The organism is Pseudolysinimonas sp. (assembly GCF_031389465.1).
Lineage (GTDB): Bacteria > Actinomycetota > Actinomycetes > Actinomycetales > Microbacteriaceae > Pseudolysinimonas_A.
In genome coordinates, this window is sequence record NZ_JANMSQ010000241.1 from 1 (window position 1) to 14,263 (window position 14,263).

14 protein-coding genes are annotated in these 14,263 nt (G+C 69.6%); 7 read left to right on the forward strand and 7 right to left on the reverse strand.

The features are described from left to right. Window positions 1-122 precede the first annotated feature (122 nt). Genes RMO30_RS09555 through RMO30_RS09565 form a run of 3 tightly spaced genes read left to right on the forward strand, consistent with a single transcriptional unit; the run spans window position 123 to window position 2,452 of the window. Window positions 123-896 carry an amino acid ABC transporter permease gene (locus RMO30_RS09555; protein ID WP_309712514.1) on the forward strand — a complete coding sequence of 258 codons (774 nt, stop codon included), beginning with the start codon at window positions 123-125 and terminating at the stop codon, window positions 894-896. Beyond that, window positions 893-1,639: an amino acid ABC transporter ATP-binding protein gene (locus RMO30_RS09560; RefSeq protein ID WP_309712517.1), complete on the forward strand. Its 747-nt coding sequence runs from the start codon at window positions 893-895 to the stop codon at window positions 1,637-1,639. Before RMO30_RS09555 ends, RMO30_RS09560 begins: the two co-directional genes overlap by 4 nt. Window positions 1,640-1,678: 39 nt before the next feature. Then, entirely contained in the window at window positions 1,679-2,452 is a 774-nt protein-coding gene (locus RMO30_RS09565) for a VOC family protein (protein ID WP_309712519.1), read from the forward strand. A 144-nt stretch (window positions 2,453-2,596) separates the two neighbouring features. Here the strand turns inward: RMO30_RS09565 and RMO30_RS09570 are convergent, their stop codons facing one another. From RMO30_RS09570 to RMO30_RS09580, 3 genes are read right to left on the reverse strand one after another with little or no spacing between them, the layout of a single operon-like run. Beyond that, on the reverse strand, window positions 2,597-3,955 hold the full coding sequence (locus RMO30_RS09570; protein ID WP_309712522.1) for a glucose-6-phosphate dehydrogenase: 1,359 nt from the start codon (window positions 3,953-3,955) through the stop codon (window positions 2,597-2,599). Window positions 3,956-3,981: 26 nt separating this feature from the next. Beyond that, window positions 3,982-4,689, reverse strand: coding sequence for a purine-nucleoside phosphorylase (locus RMO30_RS09575; RefSeq protein ID WP_309712524.1), 708 nt, complete (start codon window positions 4,687-4,689; stop codon window positions 3,982-3,984). 10 nt (window positions 4,690-4,699) lie between these two features. Beyond that, window positions 4,700-5,755: a 2-oxoglutarate and iron-dependent oxygenase domain-containing protein gene (locus RMO30_RS09580; protein ID WP_309712529.1), complete on the reverse strand. Its 1,056-nt coding sequence runs from the start codon at window positions 5,753-5,755 to the stop codon at window positions 4,700-4,702. Between the two features lie 54 nt (window positions 5,756-5,809). Here RMO30_RS09580 and RMO30_RS09585 point away from each other — a divergent pair, with 54 nt between their 5' ends. Both RMO30_RS09585 and RMO30_RS09590 read left to right on the forward strand, forming a co-directional pair. Further along, window positions 5,810-6,175 (forward strand): hypothetical protein, encoded by a 366-nt coding sequence (locus RMO30_RS09585; RefSeq protein ID WP_309712532.1) that lies wholly within the window; start codon window positions 5,810-5,812, stop codon window positions 6,173-6,175. Between the two features lie 128 nt (window positions 6,176-6,303). Then, window positions 6,304-8,385 carry a UvrD-helicase domain-containing protein gene (locus RMO30_RS09590; RefSeq protein WP_309712535.1) on the forward strand — a complete coding sequence of 694 codons (2,082 nt, stop codon included), beginning with the start codon at window positions 6,304-6,306 and terminating at the stop codon, window positions 8,383-8,385. Between the two features lie 423 nt (window positions 8,386-8,808). Here the strand turns inward: RMO30_RS09590 and RMO30_RS09595 are convergent, their stop codons facing one another. Then, window positions 8,809-9,729, reverse strand: coding sequence for a ribokinase (locus RMO30_RS09595; protein WP_309712537.1), 921 nt, complete (start codon window positions 9,727-9,729; stop codon window positions 8,809-8,811). 50 nt (window positions 9,730-9,779) lie between these two features. Between RMO30_RS09595 and RMO30_RS09600 the strand changes: the two genes are divergently transcribed. After that, window positions 9,780-10,604, forward strand: a complete 825-nt coding sequence (locus RMO30_RS09600; RefSeq protein WP_309712540.1) for a hypothetical protein — start codon at window positions 9,780-9,782, stop codon at window positions 10,602-10,604. 12 nt (window positions 10,605-10,616) lie between these two features. Here the strand turns inward: RMO30_RS09600 and RMO30_RS09605 are convergent, their stop codons facing one another. Genes RMO30_RS09605 through RMO30_RS09615 form a run of 3 tightly spaced genes read right to left on the reverse strand, consistent with a single transcriptional unit; the run spans window position 10,617 to window position 13,367 of the window. Then, the gene (locus RMO30_RS09605; RefSeq protein WP_309712543.1) at window positions 10,617-11,168 is read right to left on the reverse strand and encodes a DUF3500 domain-containing protein; all 552 of its coding nucleotides are present in this window, start codon (window positions 11,166-11,168) and stop codon (window positions 10,617-10,619) included. 40 nt (window positions 11,169-11,208) lie between these two features. Next, entirely contained in the window at window positions 11,209-12,651 is a 1,443-nt protein-coding gene (locus RMO30_RS09610; RefSeq protein ID WP_309712546.1) for an ATP-binding protein, read from the reverse strand. Next, complete coding sequence (locus RMO30_RS09615) at window positions 12,648-13,367, reverse strand: response regulator transcription factor (RefSeq protein ID WP_309712549.1); 720 nt, start codon at window positions 13,365-13,367, stop codon at window positions 12,648-12,650. Before RMO30_RS09615 ends, RMO30_RS09610 begins: the two co-directional genes overlap by 4 nt. 90 nt (window positions 13,368-13,457) lie before the next feature. On the opposite strand from RMO30_RS09615, the gene RMO30_RS09620 reads away from it, so the two are divergent. Next, the coding region (locus tag RMO30_RS09620; protein ID WP_309712552.1) for an NYN domain-containing protein at window positions 13,458-14,263 on the forward strand (806 nt) is incomplete at its 3' end.

Here is a 14,263-nt window from a genome sequence, read left to right on the forward strand (position 1 = left end):
CCTACCCCCTTTCGCCCCCCCCCATTTATCTCCTCCGGGTCCCCCCCCCCCGGCACGCCCCCCCCCCCTCCTCTTGCGCCGGCCCGGGGGGGCCCTTCCGTCGCCGAGCATCGACACGGTCGGTGCTCATCGCGGCGGTCAGCACCGTCGCGTTCGCGGTCGTGGTCTGGCTCTTCGTCGTCAACACCCCCGGTTGGGCTCGCGTTCAGGAGAGCTTCTTCGATCCCGAAACGGCACTCGAGGCATTCCCCCGGGTCGGCGCGGGGTTCCTGGTCAACCTGCAGATTCTCGCCTTTGCCGTCGTCGGCGTCGCGGTCTTCGGCACGCTGCTCGCGTTCCTGCGTACCCTCCGCGGCGCCGTGTTCTTCCCGCTGCGCACCCTCGCGACCGCGTACACCGACGTGTTCCGCGGCATCCCGCTCATCATCGTGCTGTACCTCGTCGGCTTCGGAATCCCGGGGCTGCTCGACATTCGCATCGACAAACTGGTGCTCGGAACGATCGCTCTGGTCATCACCTACTCGGCGTACGTCTCCGAAGTGATTCGAGCCGGAATCGACGGGGTGCATCCATCCCAGTGGCAGGGGGCTCGTGCCCTCGGCCTGAGTCACGGGCAGACGCTGCGACTCGTCGTGCTGCCCCAGGCGATCCGCCGCCAGGCGCCCCCGCTGATGAACGACTTCGTCGCCATGCAGAAGGATGTGGGGCTGGTGTCGATCCTCGGGGCCGTCGACGCCGTCCGGGGTGCGCAGATCGAAACGGCGAGGTTCGCCGACTTCACGCCCTACATCGTCGCGGCGGTGTTGTTCGTGCTGCTCGCCATCCCGACCATCCGCCTGACCGACTGGATCAGTGCCCGGCTGCGCAAGCGCGAACAGATGGGGGCGATCGTATGAGTACCGGCGACCCCGTGTTGCGGGTCGAAGGCCTGCGCAAGTCATTCGGCGCAACTCCGGTACTCCAAGGGGTGGACCTTGAGCTCGCTGAGCACGAAGTCGTCGCGCTGATCGGCCCGAGCGGTTCGGGCAAGTCGACGCTGTTGCGCACGATCAACCTGTTGGAGCCGATCGACGACGGTCGCATTCTGCTGCGTGGCGAGGACATCAGCGACCCGCGCGTCGACGTCGACCGGGTGCGGGCGCGGTTCGGCGTCGTGTTCCAGCACTTCAACCTCTTCCCGCACCTGTCGGTACTCGACAACGTGACCCTGGCCGCGCGGAAGGTGCACGGAGTTCCGCGGGCGCAGGCCGAGGAGCGGGGCCTCGAGCTGCTCGACCGCATCGGGCTCGCGGCAAAGGCCCGCGAGCATCCCGATCGCCTCTCCGGCGGGCAGCAACAACGGGCCGCGATCGTGCGGGCTTTGCACACTGACCCCGAGGTGCTGCTGCTCGACGAGATCACCTCGGCACTCGACCCGTTGCTCGTCGGCGACGTGCTCGAACTGGTGCGCGACCTCGCCGCCGAAGGCACCACCATCCTGATGGCGACGCACGAGATGGCGTTCGCCCGAGATGTCGCGCACCGCGTGCTGTTCCTCGATGGCGGCGTCATCGTCGAGCAGGGGGCCGCGCGCGAGCTGTTCGCGAACCCGCGCGAGGCCGCAACCCGCGAGTATCTGCGCCGCTTCTCGGCGGGCTGACCTCTTGGCCTTGCGTTCCGCATCAACGACACTGAACGGGTGCCTGGAATTGCGCGCATCAGCGCCGCCGCCGACCGGTTCCCCGGCGAGCCCATCTGGCTCGAGCTGGCATCCAGCGACCCGGAACGGTCGATCGCGTTCTACGGCGGCTTATTCGGCTGGGCCGCCGACGGCTCGGATTCGCTCGACGGAGCCGCGACGCTGCGCCTGAAGGGTGAGCACGTCGCCCGGCTGGTGCCGATGCCCGACGACGGTTGGATCGTGTACCTCAAGGTGCTCGACGCCGGAGCCGCGGCGGCAGCGGTCGAGGTCAACGGGGGCCGAGTGGAGGTCGGGCCGTCGGTAGCCGGTGACCTCGGTGTTCTGGTGATCGCGACCGACCCCGCCGGGGCGCGCGTCGGCTTCTGGCAGCCGGGCACGCATCCCGGCTTCGGCGTCGAGAACGTGCCCGGAGCGCCCGCCTGGTTCGAACTGCACACCCTCGACTTCGCCACCGCCGTTCCGTTCTACCGGAACGTCGCCGGCTGGCAGACGGTGTCGATGGGTGACTCCGACGAGTTCCGCATGGTCGTGCACGGCGAGCCCGGCGTTGCGCGGGTGGGTATCTACGACGCGTCGCACGACGACCTCGACGACGAGTCGGCCTGGATGCCGTACTTCGCCGTTGCGGATGCCGACGCCGCTGCCGCGCGCATCCGGGAACTCGGAGGCGCGCTGCTCGACCAACCCGTCGACACCCCGTTCGGGCGCGTCGTGCACGCGACCGACCCCCTCGGAACCCTGTTCACCGTCATCCAACCCGCCGACGTCTGACGCCGGCGGGCAAGTCGAACATCAGGAGGACTCGAAATCGCAACGCGATTGATCGTCATCGCCCTCGCGCTGCTCATCGGGGCCGCGTTGGTGGCCCTCTACCTTGCCGGTTTGCTGGGCAACGCCGCCGTGGCTTGAGCCTGGCTAGTGCCAGCTTCGCGGGCCGCGGGTGCCCGCCGCGTAGCTGTCGAGGGGCACGCGGTCGGCTCGCCACGCCGCGAGCACCGGGGCGACGATGCGCCAACACTCTTCGGCGATGTCGCCCCGCACCGAGAGGGTCGGGTCGCCGTCGAGCAGTTCGGCGATGACCTCGCCGTAGGCGCTCAGGTCGCTCGGACCGAACTCGGCATCCAGGGTGTCCCACTCGAGGTCGAACGGGTCGTCACGGCCGTTCGTGACGAGGTCGAGCGACATGGTGGCGGGCTTGATGCCGATGCGCAGTCGCGCCTGACGGCCCGGCCCCTGAAAGCCGGTCGGCAGGTGCGGCACGTCGCGGAAGGTGAACACGATCTCTTGCCGCGGCTCGGCAATCGCCTTACCCGACCGCAGCACGAACGGCACACCCGCCCAGCGCCAGTTGTCGATCGCGACCGTCATCTCGGCGAGAGTCTCGGTGTTGTGCGAGCGGTCGACCCCCTGCTCGCTGGTGTACGCGGGCAGTTTGCGGCGACCGATCTTGCCGGCCGTGTAGCGCGCACGGCGACTCTCGGTGCCGTCCTTCTTCCACGGGCGGGTCGCGCGCAACAGCTGGGCCATCGCGCCCCGCAGGTCTTCGGAGCCGACCGTCGCCGGCGGTTCCATCGTGGCGAGGGCGAGCACGAGCAACAGGTGGCTCTGGATCATGTCGATGAGCGCCCCGGCCCGGTCGTAGTAGCCGGCGCGACCCTCGAGCCCGAGGTCTTCTTCGATGTTGACCTCGACGTGCGCGACGTTTTGCGCCGACAACAGCGGCTCGAAAATGCGGTTCGCGAAGCGGAGGCCCAGAAGGTTGATGACGGTCGACTTGCCGAGGAAGTGGTCGACCCGGAACACCTGCTCCTCGGGCACCAGCTTCTGCAGCAGTCGGTTGAGCGCGCGGGCGGAGACCAGGTCGGTGCCGAACGGCTTCTCGAGGGCCAGCACGATGCCCTCAGGCAGCTTCATCGTCGCGAGCGTGCGACAGGCGATCTGAGTGACGGCGGGCGGCAGCGCGAAGAACAGGGCGATCCGGCCGGTCGCCGCGGTGAGCACGCGCCCGAGCGCTTCGGGGTCCGTCACGTCGGCCTGCAGATACGTCGACGACTCGAGTACCCGGTCGGCGAGCCGAGCATCGACGCCCGAGAATGCTTTCCCGACGCGGCGCTTCCAGGCGGTGTCGGTGAGCGGGTCGCGGTCGACACCAATCAGTCGGATGTCGCTGCCGCGTGACGAGGCGAGCAGCGTTCCGAGGCCTGGCAGCAGCAATCGCGAGGTGAGGTCTCCCCCTGCGCCGAGGATGACGAGGGTCTCGATGCGGGAAGCCACCCGTTGAGGCTACCCGGGGCGGTCGCTCAGGTCAGCGCGGCGGCGAGCGCGAGCCGCGCCGCGGTGCCGAATCCGGTCTCCCGCTCGTCCGCCGAGAGGTGCTGGCCGGCGATGAGGTCGTCGGTGACCGTCACGAGAGCAAGGGTCTCGATGCCCTCTTTCGCGCCGACCGCATAGAGGGTCGCGGTCTCCATCTCGGCGGCGAGGGTGCCGAGCGCGCCAAGCTTCGCCAAGATGCCGGGCTCGTCTCCGTAGAAGGTGTCGCTCGTAAAGACCGGTCCCACCTGCAGCGCTACGGCATCCCGTTCCGCCGCCGCGACCGCTGCGGCCAGCAGTCCGAACGACGGCACCGCCGAGAGTGCGACGCCAGGAACCCAGCGTGTCGTCATCGCTGAGTCGGTGTGCGCTGCCGACGCCGCGACGACGGTGCCGAGCGGCATCCCGGGCTGGAGTCCACCCGCCGTGCCGACTCGCACGATGCGCGTCACCCCGTAGAACCGCGCCAGCTCGGTCGCGTAGATCGCGATCGACGGGCCACCCATCCCCGAAGCGAGCACCGAGACCTCGCGGCCCTGGTACGTACCGGTGAATCCGAGGATGCCGCGCACCTCGGTCACCAGTCGGGCATCGTCGAAGAGTTCCTCGGCGATCCGTCGGGCGCGGCGCGGGTCGCCGGGCATGAGTACGACGGGCGCGAAGTCGCCGGGCGAGGCTGCGATGTGCGGTGTTGCCATAGCTCCGAGGCTATCCGCGAGCGGCGAGCACCCGGTCTTTCTCCGCGCCCGCGGTGTCGTTCTTCTTGCCGGCGCGCGAGCCCGCGAGCTTCGCGCGGATGTGTTCGCCGACCGTGATGGGTTCGGGGTAGCGGTTCGGGTGCTCGTCGTCGATGAGGTGCGGCATCGTCGCGATCACGGCGTCGATGTCGCCGTCGTGGAAATAGGCGGCGCTGCGGCGGCGTTCGATCGTTCCGTCGACGATCGGCGGCTTGACGCGGTGGAGCGTCGACATCCACTGGTCGTTCGTCCAGCGCGCGGTGACGTCGCCGAGGTTGATGAGCAGCGCGTCGTCGGCAGGGTTGACGTCGTTCCACGAGCCGTCGGTGCCGAGCACCTGCAGACCCTTGACTTGGTCGGCCCAGAGCACCGTCACAATCCCGTAGTCGGTGTGCTCGCCCATGCCGATGAGGTCGCCGTCGAGTCGGATGCGCCCCGGCGGCAGGGCGTAGTTGTTCATGCGCATGACGTCGAGCGAGTGCCCGGTGTAGGTGTCGTAGAAGCCCGTCGGCAGCCCGAGGGCGTCGGCGAAGATCACCGTCATCGTTTCGGCCACGCGCTTGGCCTCGACGTAGTAGGCATCCACCTTCGCCCGGAAGCCCGCGATGTCGGGCCAGACGTTCTCTGCGTAGTCCTCGGCGGGCAGCTCGACTCCCGGGAAGTCGGACTGCGCAGACCCGACGTTGAACGCCTCGAAGAAGTCGTTCATGCGGTTGGCGCTCTCGACGCCGAGGCTCAGGCTGAGGCTCTCCGACTTCGGCGGCGAATACCCGCGGTTGATCTTGGGGGGCGTCTTGTAGGTCTTCTTCGTCTCGAGGTCTAGGGCGAAGAAGGCATCCATCGCTTCAGTCAGTCCGGCGATCGTCTCGTCGGGGATGCCGTGGCCGAGGATCTGCATGAACCCGACCGTGCGACACGCGTCATCGATCGCGCGCGCCACCGCGGCTCGCTCCTCGGGGGTGCCCGTCGTGACGTAGGGCGTGATGTCGATCGAGGGAACGTGGAAGTTCGACGGTTCAGTGGCCATGCGCCACGCTAACAAGCGCCGGTTTCGGGGGCGTTACGCGCTAATCTCCCGCTCATGACTACCCCGACGACGACGCCCCAGCCCCGCAACCGCGTCGGAATCGCCGCGCTCGTTCTCGCGCTCTTCGCCGCGTTCGCGCCGGTTGTCACCTGGATCGTCGTCGCGATCTTCGGCGCGATCGAGTCGTCGAGCGTCGACGACGCGATCTACGTCGGACTCCTCGGCGGGATGATCTTCTTCTTCGGCGTGATCGCGCTGCTCTCCCCCATCTCGTTCGCGGCTCTGGTGCTCGGGGTCATCAGCCTGTTCCGTCCCGGAAGCAAGGCACCGGGAGTCGTCGCAATCGTCTTCGGCGCGATCGGTACGCTCGGCGCATTCGGGTTGCCGGTGGTGCTCAGCGAGCTCGTTCCCGACTGGTAGCGCGCCGCGCGGGGCGCTCGTGGCCCCCGAAGACGCGATAGCGGAAGGTCGCTCGCGGCCACACACTGAAGGCGGAGCCGCAACGTCTTCAGAGGGGAATTTCGCGGCTTCGGATTCCGGGGGGAATTGTGGGGGCGGGAGACTCTGCCGCGCGGGAGGCCGCGCGGCAGCGCGAACTGGCGGATGAGCACGCCCGCCGCGCCGGCATCGCACGCCAGATGGCCCGAAGCTTCGAGGTGGCCGCCCACAGCGAGCAGCGCCTCGCTCGCACGCTGATCGAGCTGGAGCCGCTCGGCTACACCCTGCTCGCCGACCGAAAGCGCCCCGGCTCGGCCCGCGGCAACGTCGACCTGGTGCTCGTCGGGCCGGGCGGGGTCGTGCTCGTCGACGCCAAGGCCTGGCGTGAAGTCACGATCGCCGGGGGCCGCGTCTGGCGCGGTGCCGACGACGCGACGCCCGAGATCGAGCGACTCGCCGACCTGCTTCACCGGACCCAGGGCGAACTCGCCGAAATCGGCCTCGCCCCGGGCGAGGTGCGCGCCGTCGTCGCGTTCACCGGTCTCGCCGTGCCGCGCACCGAACTGTTCGGCGTGACGCTTCTCGCCGACTCCGCCGCGGTGAGCGAGATCGCCCGGCTCGGCCCGCGGCTGTCGCCGACCCGGGTGGCCGGGGTGCGCGTCGCGCTCGAACAGCTCTTTCCGCCGGTGACCACCGGACCGGTCTCCCTTCCCGTCACCTCCGTCCCGGAGCCCGTGCTGCCGTTCCACGTGACCGACCCGCCGACCGCCGAGCACATCCACGAGGCGCTGCTCGAGGGCTTGCGCCGCGCGCCCATCGAAGAGTGGATGGCGTTCCTCGACCCCGACCAGGCTCGGCTCGTGCGCCGCTCGTTCGGCGGACCGTCTCGGATCCGCGGTGCCGCTGGCACCGGAAAGACCGTCGTCGCACTCCATCGCGCGGCGTACCTCGCCCGAGTCACCGGAGGTCCGGTGCTCGTGACGACCTTCGTGCGCACCCTGCCGACCGTGCTCGAGTCGCTGCTGCGCCGGATGGCCCCCGACATCGTGAACCGGGTGGAGTTCCGCAGCGTGCACGGCTTCGCCGCCGACGTGCTCGACGCACGGGGAGCGCAGCTCGATGTCGACGCCGAGCTCGCCTCCCGGCTCTTCGACGAGATCTGGCGCCGGCACGGGCTCACCGGGCCGCTGGGCGCCATCGATCCCGCCGCTCGGTACTGGTACGAGGAAGTGTCGGCGGTTCTCAAGGGCCGGGGCCTCTCGCGGTTCGAGCAGTACGCGGGGCTCGCCCGGCACGGCCGTCGGCGTCCGCTCACGGTCGAGCAGCGGGCCGCGGTGTGGGAGCTCTACGTCGCCTACGAGGCCGCATTGCGTGCTCGCGGCATCGCGGACTGGCAGGACCTCATCCTCGAGGCCGACGCATCGCTGAAGGAGCAGCCACTCGAGCGGTACCGCGCCGTCATCGTCGACGAGGTGCAAGATCTCTCGCCCGTGATGATCCGCCTGCTGCACTCGCTCGTCGGCGACATCCCCGACGGTCTCAACCTCATCGGCGACGGGCAGCAGACGATCTACCCCGGTGGCTCGACCCTTGCCGAGGCGGGGGTGTCGATCGCCGGCCGTTCCGTCGTGCTCAGAACCAATCACCGCAACACTGCCGAGATCGCAGAATTCGCCGGGCTCTTCGTGCGCGGCGATCAGCACACCGACATCGAGGGTGCGACGACGCCCGCCGATGAGGCGACAACTCCGCGTCACGGGCCGCGTCCGGTGTACACGGTGTTCCCGTCCCGGGCGGTGCACGACCGGTCGCTCGTCGAGCGGGTGCGCCGGATCGTTTCCGACGCCGTCGAGTCGGGTCGCGAGGTGCGTCTCGGCGACATCGGCGTGCTCGCGCTCTATGCCTGGCACGCGAAGGAGGCGGCCGAAGCACTCGCGGAGGCCGGCATCCCGACCATCGATCTCGCGACGTACGACGGCACCCCGACCGACGCCGTGAAGGTCGGCACGATCAAGCGGGCGAAGGGCCTCGAATTCGCCGAGGTGCTCGTGGTACGCACCCCGCCGTATCTCGTGCAGGAAGGTCAGGCGACTCTCGACGATGCAGCGGCCGAACGCACCACACTGCAACGCCGCGAGCTGTTCGTGGGGATGACCCGCGCCCGTGACGGACTCTGGGTGGGCGTGGCGTAAGACCGCTAGCCCAGTTCGTCGCCGACTCGTTACGTAACTCGGAAACTGAGGCATAGACAAAACCGTCTGCACTCACCAAAATGAGGTGACGTCACTCTTGACGTGACGTCACCCAATGACTTTGCGAGTCACCTGGCGTGCCCGTTGGGCTCTGACTAGGGGTAGCGGAACCGACCGAGAAGCGCGTCAAAACTCGGTGCTCGCAGAGGAGGCGGTGCCCGCCACGGTGGATCACGCAGGTGCGGTGGCGGGCACCTCACCGACGATGAAGCGGTGCCCGCTGCGGCGGATCAGGGAATGCGGCAGCGGGCACCTCACCGACCCGCGCATCAGAACGCGGGAACGGCTGAAAGAGAGTGTCGCACGTAAAACTGTGAGCCTAATAATCCGTCCCCCAAGCCGGGGACGCACAGACCGGGGGGTCTACCCGACCGGTCCTGCGAGGGTTTCGATGGCCTTCCGATCGAGGCCGGGATGCCGAGCTCCGACCACCGTCGCGGTGAGAGCCCCCGCCGCGGAACCCCACCGCACGGCTGTCTCGAGGGTGGCGGATGCTGCCAGCGCGGCGGCAAGTCCGCCGACGAAAGCGTCGCCCGCTCCGACGGTGTCGATCGCGTCGACGGCGAAAGCGGGAAGACTCGTGGCCTCCCCCCGAGCCGGCGCGAACACCGCGCCCCGGGCGCCGAGGGTGACGACCAGATCGGTGTCGAGGCCGCCCGCGATGCCGGCAATGTCATCCGCGCTCAGCCCGGCGTCGAAGCCGAACAGCTCGGCCGCTTCGATCTCGTTGACGACGAGCACGTCGACATTGTCGAGCAGTTCCGTGGCGCGGCGATCGAGCGGGGCGGCGTTGAGCACGACCCGGGCACCGGCGGTGGCCGCGCGCGAGACGACGGTCTCGACAACGGCAAACGGCACCTCGAGTTGCACGACGACCACGTCGCCGGCACGCATGTCGATCGATGCGACAGCGGACTCCGGCCATGCGCCGTTCGCTCCCGGAATCACGACGATCGTGTTCTCGCCCCGATCGTCGACCGCGATGAGCGCGGTGCCCGAAGGGCCGGCGACTGTCTGCACTCCCGCCACATCGACACCGGCCGCGGCAAGCTCACCGCGCAGCAGGGTGGCCCCTTCATCGTCGCCGAGGCAGGCGATCATCGCCACGGTGACTCCCGGCGGGGCGATCTTCGCGGCGGCGTGCGCCTGGTTGCCCCCCTTGCCGCCCGAGAGGCGCACGAGGTCGGCGCCGAGCAGGGTCTCCCCCGCCCGCGGCAGGTGCGGCACCCGGTAGAGCAGGTCGAGGTTGACGCTGCCCACGACGACGACCCGCGCGGAGCTCACCGCCCCAGGTTAGGCCCGTCCGCTGGGCACCGGGATGGTTGACTGGGCAGATGGCGGATCGGCTGGCCGACGTCGCGGACGGGCTCTACGGCGTGCCCCCCGCTGATTTCATCGCGCAACGCACGGCGCGCGTGAAAGACGTCGCGGGCGACAAGGAACTCGCGGCACGGGTGAAAGAGTTGCGCAAGCCCGCCCCGGCCGCCTGGGTCGTCAACCTGCTCGCCCGGTCGCGACGAGACGACCTGGAACAGCTGCTCGACCTCGGCGCGGAGCTGCGGGCGGCTCAGGCAGCGCTCAACCGCGACGAGATCACCCGGCTCGCGAAGGAGCGGCGCACCCGGGTCACCGCGCTTGCGCGGGAGGGCGCGCGGCTCGCTTCCGACGCCGGGCAGACGACAACGCCCGCCGTCGTGGATGCCGTCGCCGCGACGCTCGACGCGGGGCTCGCCGACGTGGGAGCCGCCGACGCGATCCGCACGGGTCGGCTCCTGCGACCGCTTCAGACCATCGGGTTCGAGCCGGTCGACCTCGCGGAGGCGATTGCGGTGCCCGAGGCAGGCTCTCGGGCGGCCCAGAAGCGGACGGCCCCGGAAGCCCAACGGCCCCACGCGATCGATGACGCCGACGCCGAACTGCTCCGTGCGCGCAAGCGAGCGGATGCCGTGGTCGCGCGGGCAGAGCACGACGCTGCCGAGGCGGCCGAGGGGTTCGGCGATCTCGAGGTGCGGCTGCGCGAGGCGCGCAAGGCTGTCGCCGCTGCCGAGCGGGAGGCCGAGGCTCTCGAACGACAGCGCGACAGCGCCGGCCGCGCCCACGAGAAGGCCCGCACCACCCTCGACACGGCCCGCGCCCGTCGGCGCGACCTCGGCGGCTAACCGAGCGTTCGGCTAAGCGACGACATCCGGTCGCACGTCGATCGCATCGCCCTGCCGGATGGCGCTCAACACGACGTCAGCGGTCGAGAACTGCACCACGAAGTCGCCGTCGGGCTCGCCGAACAGGGCCAGCCGGTAGTCGTCGGACGACCACTCCGAGCCGCCGCCGACGGCGGCATCCAATTCTGCGTCGGCGGCGAGCAGGTCGGCGAGTTGCCCCCACGCCTCGGCGCTCAACAGTGAGCGCAGCACGGCGAATGCGGCGTCGCGTTGATCGGCCGTCAGGTCGCCGAGCCGCAGCCCGGTACCCGGCACATTCGGTTCGCCGTCGAACAGTGTCGCGGCCTGCCGGGAGTCGAGCGACGCGACGAAGTCCGCCGCGCTCGCGGCTGTCGTACGCACCGAGGCCGACGTTCGGGATGCGGCGGCGGCAGCTGAGTCGACCGGGCCAGCCGCAATTCCCCCGGCGAGGGCGAGAGCAGCCAAGGCGCCGATCACGCGGCGCGTGACCGCGGTGTGGAAGCGGGACGCGGTGCGGGACGCGGTGCGGGTCGAATCGGTCATGGTCCCAGGTCACCGCACGAATCTCGGGATGCGACTGGCATCAGCTGTGAGAGGGCTCTGGATCGTCCGGGTTGTCGTCGCCAGGCAGCTCGATCCGGAACACCGTGCGCCCCGGAACGCTCTCGACACTCACCCGACCGCCGTGAGCACCGACGATCGCCGCAACGATCGCCAGGCCCAGGCCGGTGCTGCCGGCGACGCGCGACCGCGAATCGTCGCCACGCGTGAACCGCTCGAACAGGATGGGTTGCAGGGCGGGGTCGATTCCCGGTCCGTCGTCGGTCACCGTGATGACCGCGCCCCGGACGGCAGCCTCGAGTGCGGCCGTCACCGTCGTGCCCGCCGGAGTGTGGAGGCGTGCGTTCGCGAGAAGGTTGCCGATCGCCTGCCGTAGGCGGTCCGCGTCGCCGCGGATCCCGACATCCTCGGGAGGCAGCTCGAGGTCCCATCGGTGGTCGGGCCCCGCGACGTGCGCGTCGGCGACGGCTTCGACGAGGAGGGCGCCGAGAGCGACGGGTTCAGCCCGCAGATCGCGGCCAGCTTCGAGCCGGGCGAGCAGCAACATCTCGTCGACGAGGGTCGACATCCGCACCGCCTCCGACTCGATCCGCTCGAGCGAGCGGGTGGTGTCGCCGGGCACCTGAGTCGGCCGCTGCGCCAACTCCGCGTAGCCGCGGATCGACGCCAACGGGGTGCGCAACTCGTGCGAGGCGTCGGCAACGAATCGCCGCAGTTTCTGTTCACTCTCGTGGCGTGCGGCGAGGGATGTCTCGACCTTGCCGAGCAGTCGGTTGAGCGCCGCACCCACCCGGCCGACCTCGGTGCCCGGCGCATCCACGGGAACCCGGTCGGGCATCGACACCTCACCGGTCTCAAGCGGCAGCTCCGAGACGCGGGACACGGTATCGACGATGCGGGTGAGTGGACGCAACGCAACCCGCACGACGAAGGCGCCGAGCAGCAGAGCGAGGGCGATCGCGGCGAGACTCACGGCGGCGATCGTCTGGATGAGGCTCGACGTTGCCGCATCCGCCTCGGCCAGCGACAGGCCGTTCACGACGATCCGCCCGTCGGAGAGCGGCGTCGACACGACGCGGTAGGCCCCGAGATCGCCGAGGTCGACGGTTACCGGCTGTCGATCGTCGGGTACCGTAGCCAGCCGATCGAGCTGGGTGGCGTCGAGGGTGCGAGCGGTGCCGTCGGTGCCGATGTAGCCCGCGAAGACCGCGTCGCCGACGATCACCATCCCGACCGCCCCCGCCCCCTGGCCCGGCAGGATCTCGACGATCGACCCGGGACCGGTGAAGCCGGCATCGACAGCGGCGGTCGATCGGTCCGACGCAGCGATCAGAAGCCCGTCGAGCCGGGCGACGAACTGGCCGCGCGACGCGGCCACCGTGACGACCCCGATGGCGACCGCGAGAACGGTGAGCAGGCTCACAATCCCGACGACCAGCCGCGTGCCGAGGGACCAGTGCGTCACGGTGTCGCCGGGCGGATCGAGTAGCCGACTCCTCGCACCGTGTGGATCATGCCGGGGCCGTGGGCATCCAGCTTCTTGCGCAGATAGGAGATGTACAGCTCGACAACCGCTGCCCGGCCGCCGAAGTCATAACTCCACACCCGATCGAGGATCTGTTCCCGGCTCAGCACCCGCTTCGGGTTGCGCATCAGAAACCGCAGCAGCTCGAACTCGGTGGGAGTGAGCTGGATGGGGTGTCCCGCCCGCTCGACCTCGTAACTCTCCTCGTCGAGGGTGAGGTCGCCGACCCGCACGATCGGGCCCTCGTCGCCGGCTGCCCGAATCGAACGCCGCACCAGCCCGCGCAGTCGCGCCATGACCTCTTCGAGGCTGAACGGCTTCGTGACGTAGTCGTCGCCGCCCGCGGTCAGCCCGGCGATGCGATCCTCGACGGCATCCTTCGCGGTGAGCAGCAGCACCGGGCAGTCGTTGCCCGCCTCACGCAACCGGTGCAACACGGTGAGCCCGTCGAGGCCGGGCATCATGATGTCGAGCACCACGACGTCGGGCGGGGTCTCGCGGGCGAGCTTCAGCGCGGTCTGCCCGTCGTGGGCGACCCGGGTGTCCCAGCCTTCGGAGCGCAGTGCCATCCGCAGCATGTCGGCGAGCATCTCCTCGTCGTCGACAACGAGTGCTCGAATGGGCGAGCCGTCGGGGCGCGTCAGCGGCGTCGTCATTCCGGTAGCTGACTCCTGATTCCTATGTATTTTCTGTGGGCGGGTAGTGCCCGCCGAAGGCTGACAGACCCCGTGGGTTAGGGTCGAGCCATGGCCGAGCGCGGGGAACCCACCGAATCCCGCGTCGCCGTCTACATCGACTTCGACAACGTCGTCATCTCGCGCTACGACCAGTTGCATGGCCGTGACTCGTGGCGCAAAGACGAGGCCAGGCGCAACGATGGCAAGGCCGTGCCGAAGCTCGAGCAGGCACGGGTCGACATCGGCGCCATCCTCGACTACGCGTCGTCGTTCGGCACCGTCGCACTGAGCCGTGCCTACGCCGACTGGTCGGTGCCGGCCAACGCCGCCTACAAGCGCCAGCTGGTCGACCGCGCGATCGACCTGACCCAGCTCTTCCCGGCGTCGAGCACGAAGAACGGCGCCGACATCCGGCTCGCAGTCGACGTGATCGACGACATGTTCCGGCTGCCCGACATCACGCATGTGGTGATTGTCGCCGGCGACTCCGACTACATCCCGCTCGCGCAGCGCTGCAAGCGGCTCGGCCGCGTCGTCGTCGGCATCGGCGTCGCCGGGTCGACCAGCCCCGCGCTGGTCGCGGCGCTTGACGAGTTCGAGTCGTATGACGCGCTGGATGTCGACGTGCCCGACATCCCCGTCGCAGCGACCGCCCCGGCGAAGGCGCCAGCCGACGCGGCAGAGCAACCGTCGACCCCGGCCGAACTCACGCCCGCGACCGCAGCTCGACTGCTGGTGCGCGCGATCGGCCTCGGCCGCGGCAAGCAAGACGACGACGAGTGGCTCAACGCCTCGACCGTGAAATCGCAGCTCAAACGTCTGAACCCGTCGTTCAACGAGAAAGCCCTCGGCTTCCGCAGCTTCATGGACTTCGT

Bases quoted from the DNA above. Each gene is read 5' to 3' on its own strand.
- RMO30_RS09560 (WP_309712517.1), top strand. From the start codon at position 893: ATGAGTACCGGCGACCCCGTGTTGCGGGTCGAAGGCCTGCGCAAGTCA.
- RMO30_RS09575 (WP_309712524.1), bottom strand. From the start codon at position 4,689: ATGGCAACACCGCACATCGCAGCCTCGCCCGGCGACTTCGCGCCCGTC.
- RMO30_RS09580 (WP_309712529.1), bottom strand. From the start codon at position 5,755: ATGGCCACTGAACCGTCGAACTTCCACGTTCCCTCGATCGACATCACG.
- RMO30_RS09585 (WP_309712532.1), top strand. From the start codon at position 5,810: ATGACTACCCCGACGACGACGCCCCAGCCCCGCAACCGCGTCGGAATC.
- RMO30_RS09600 (WP_309712540.1), top strand. From the start codon at position 9,780: ATGGCGGATCGGCTGGCCGACGTCGCGGACGGGCTCTACGGCGTGCCC.
- RMO30_RS09605 (WP_309712543.1), bottom strand. From the start codon at position 11,168: ATGACCGATTCGACCCGCACCGCGTCCCGCACCGCGTCCCGCTTCCAC.
- RMO30_RS09615 (WP_309712549.1), bottom strand. From the start codon at position 13,367: ATGACGACGCCGCTGACGCGCCCCGACGGCTCGCCCATTCGAGCACTC.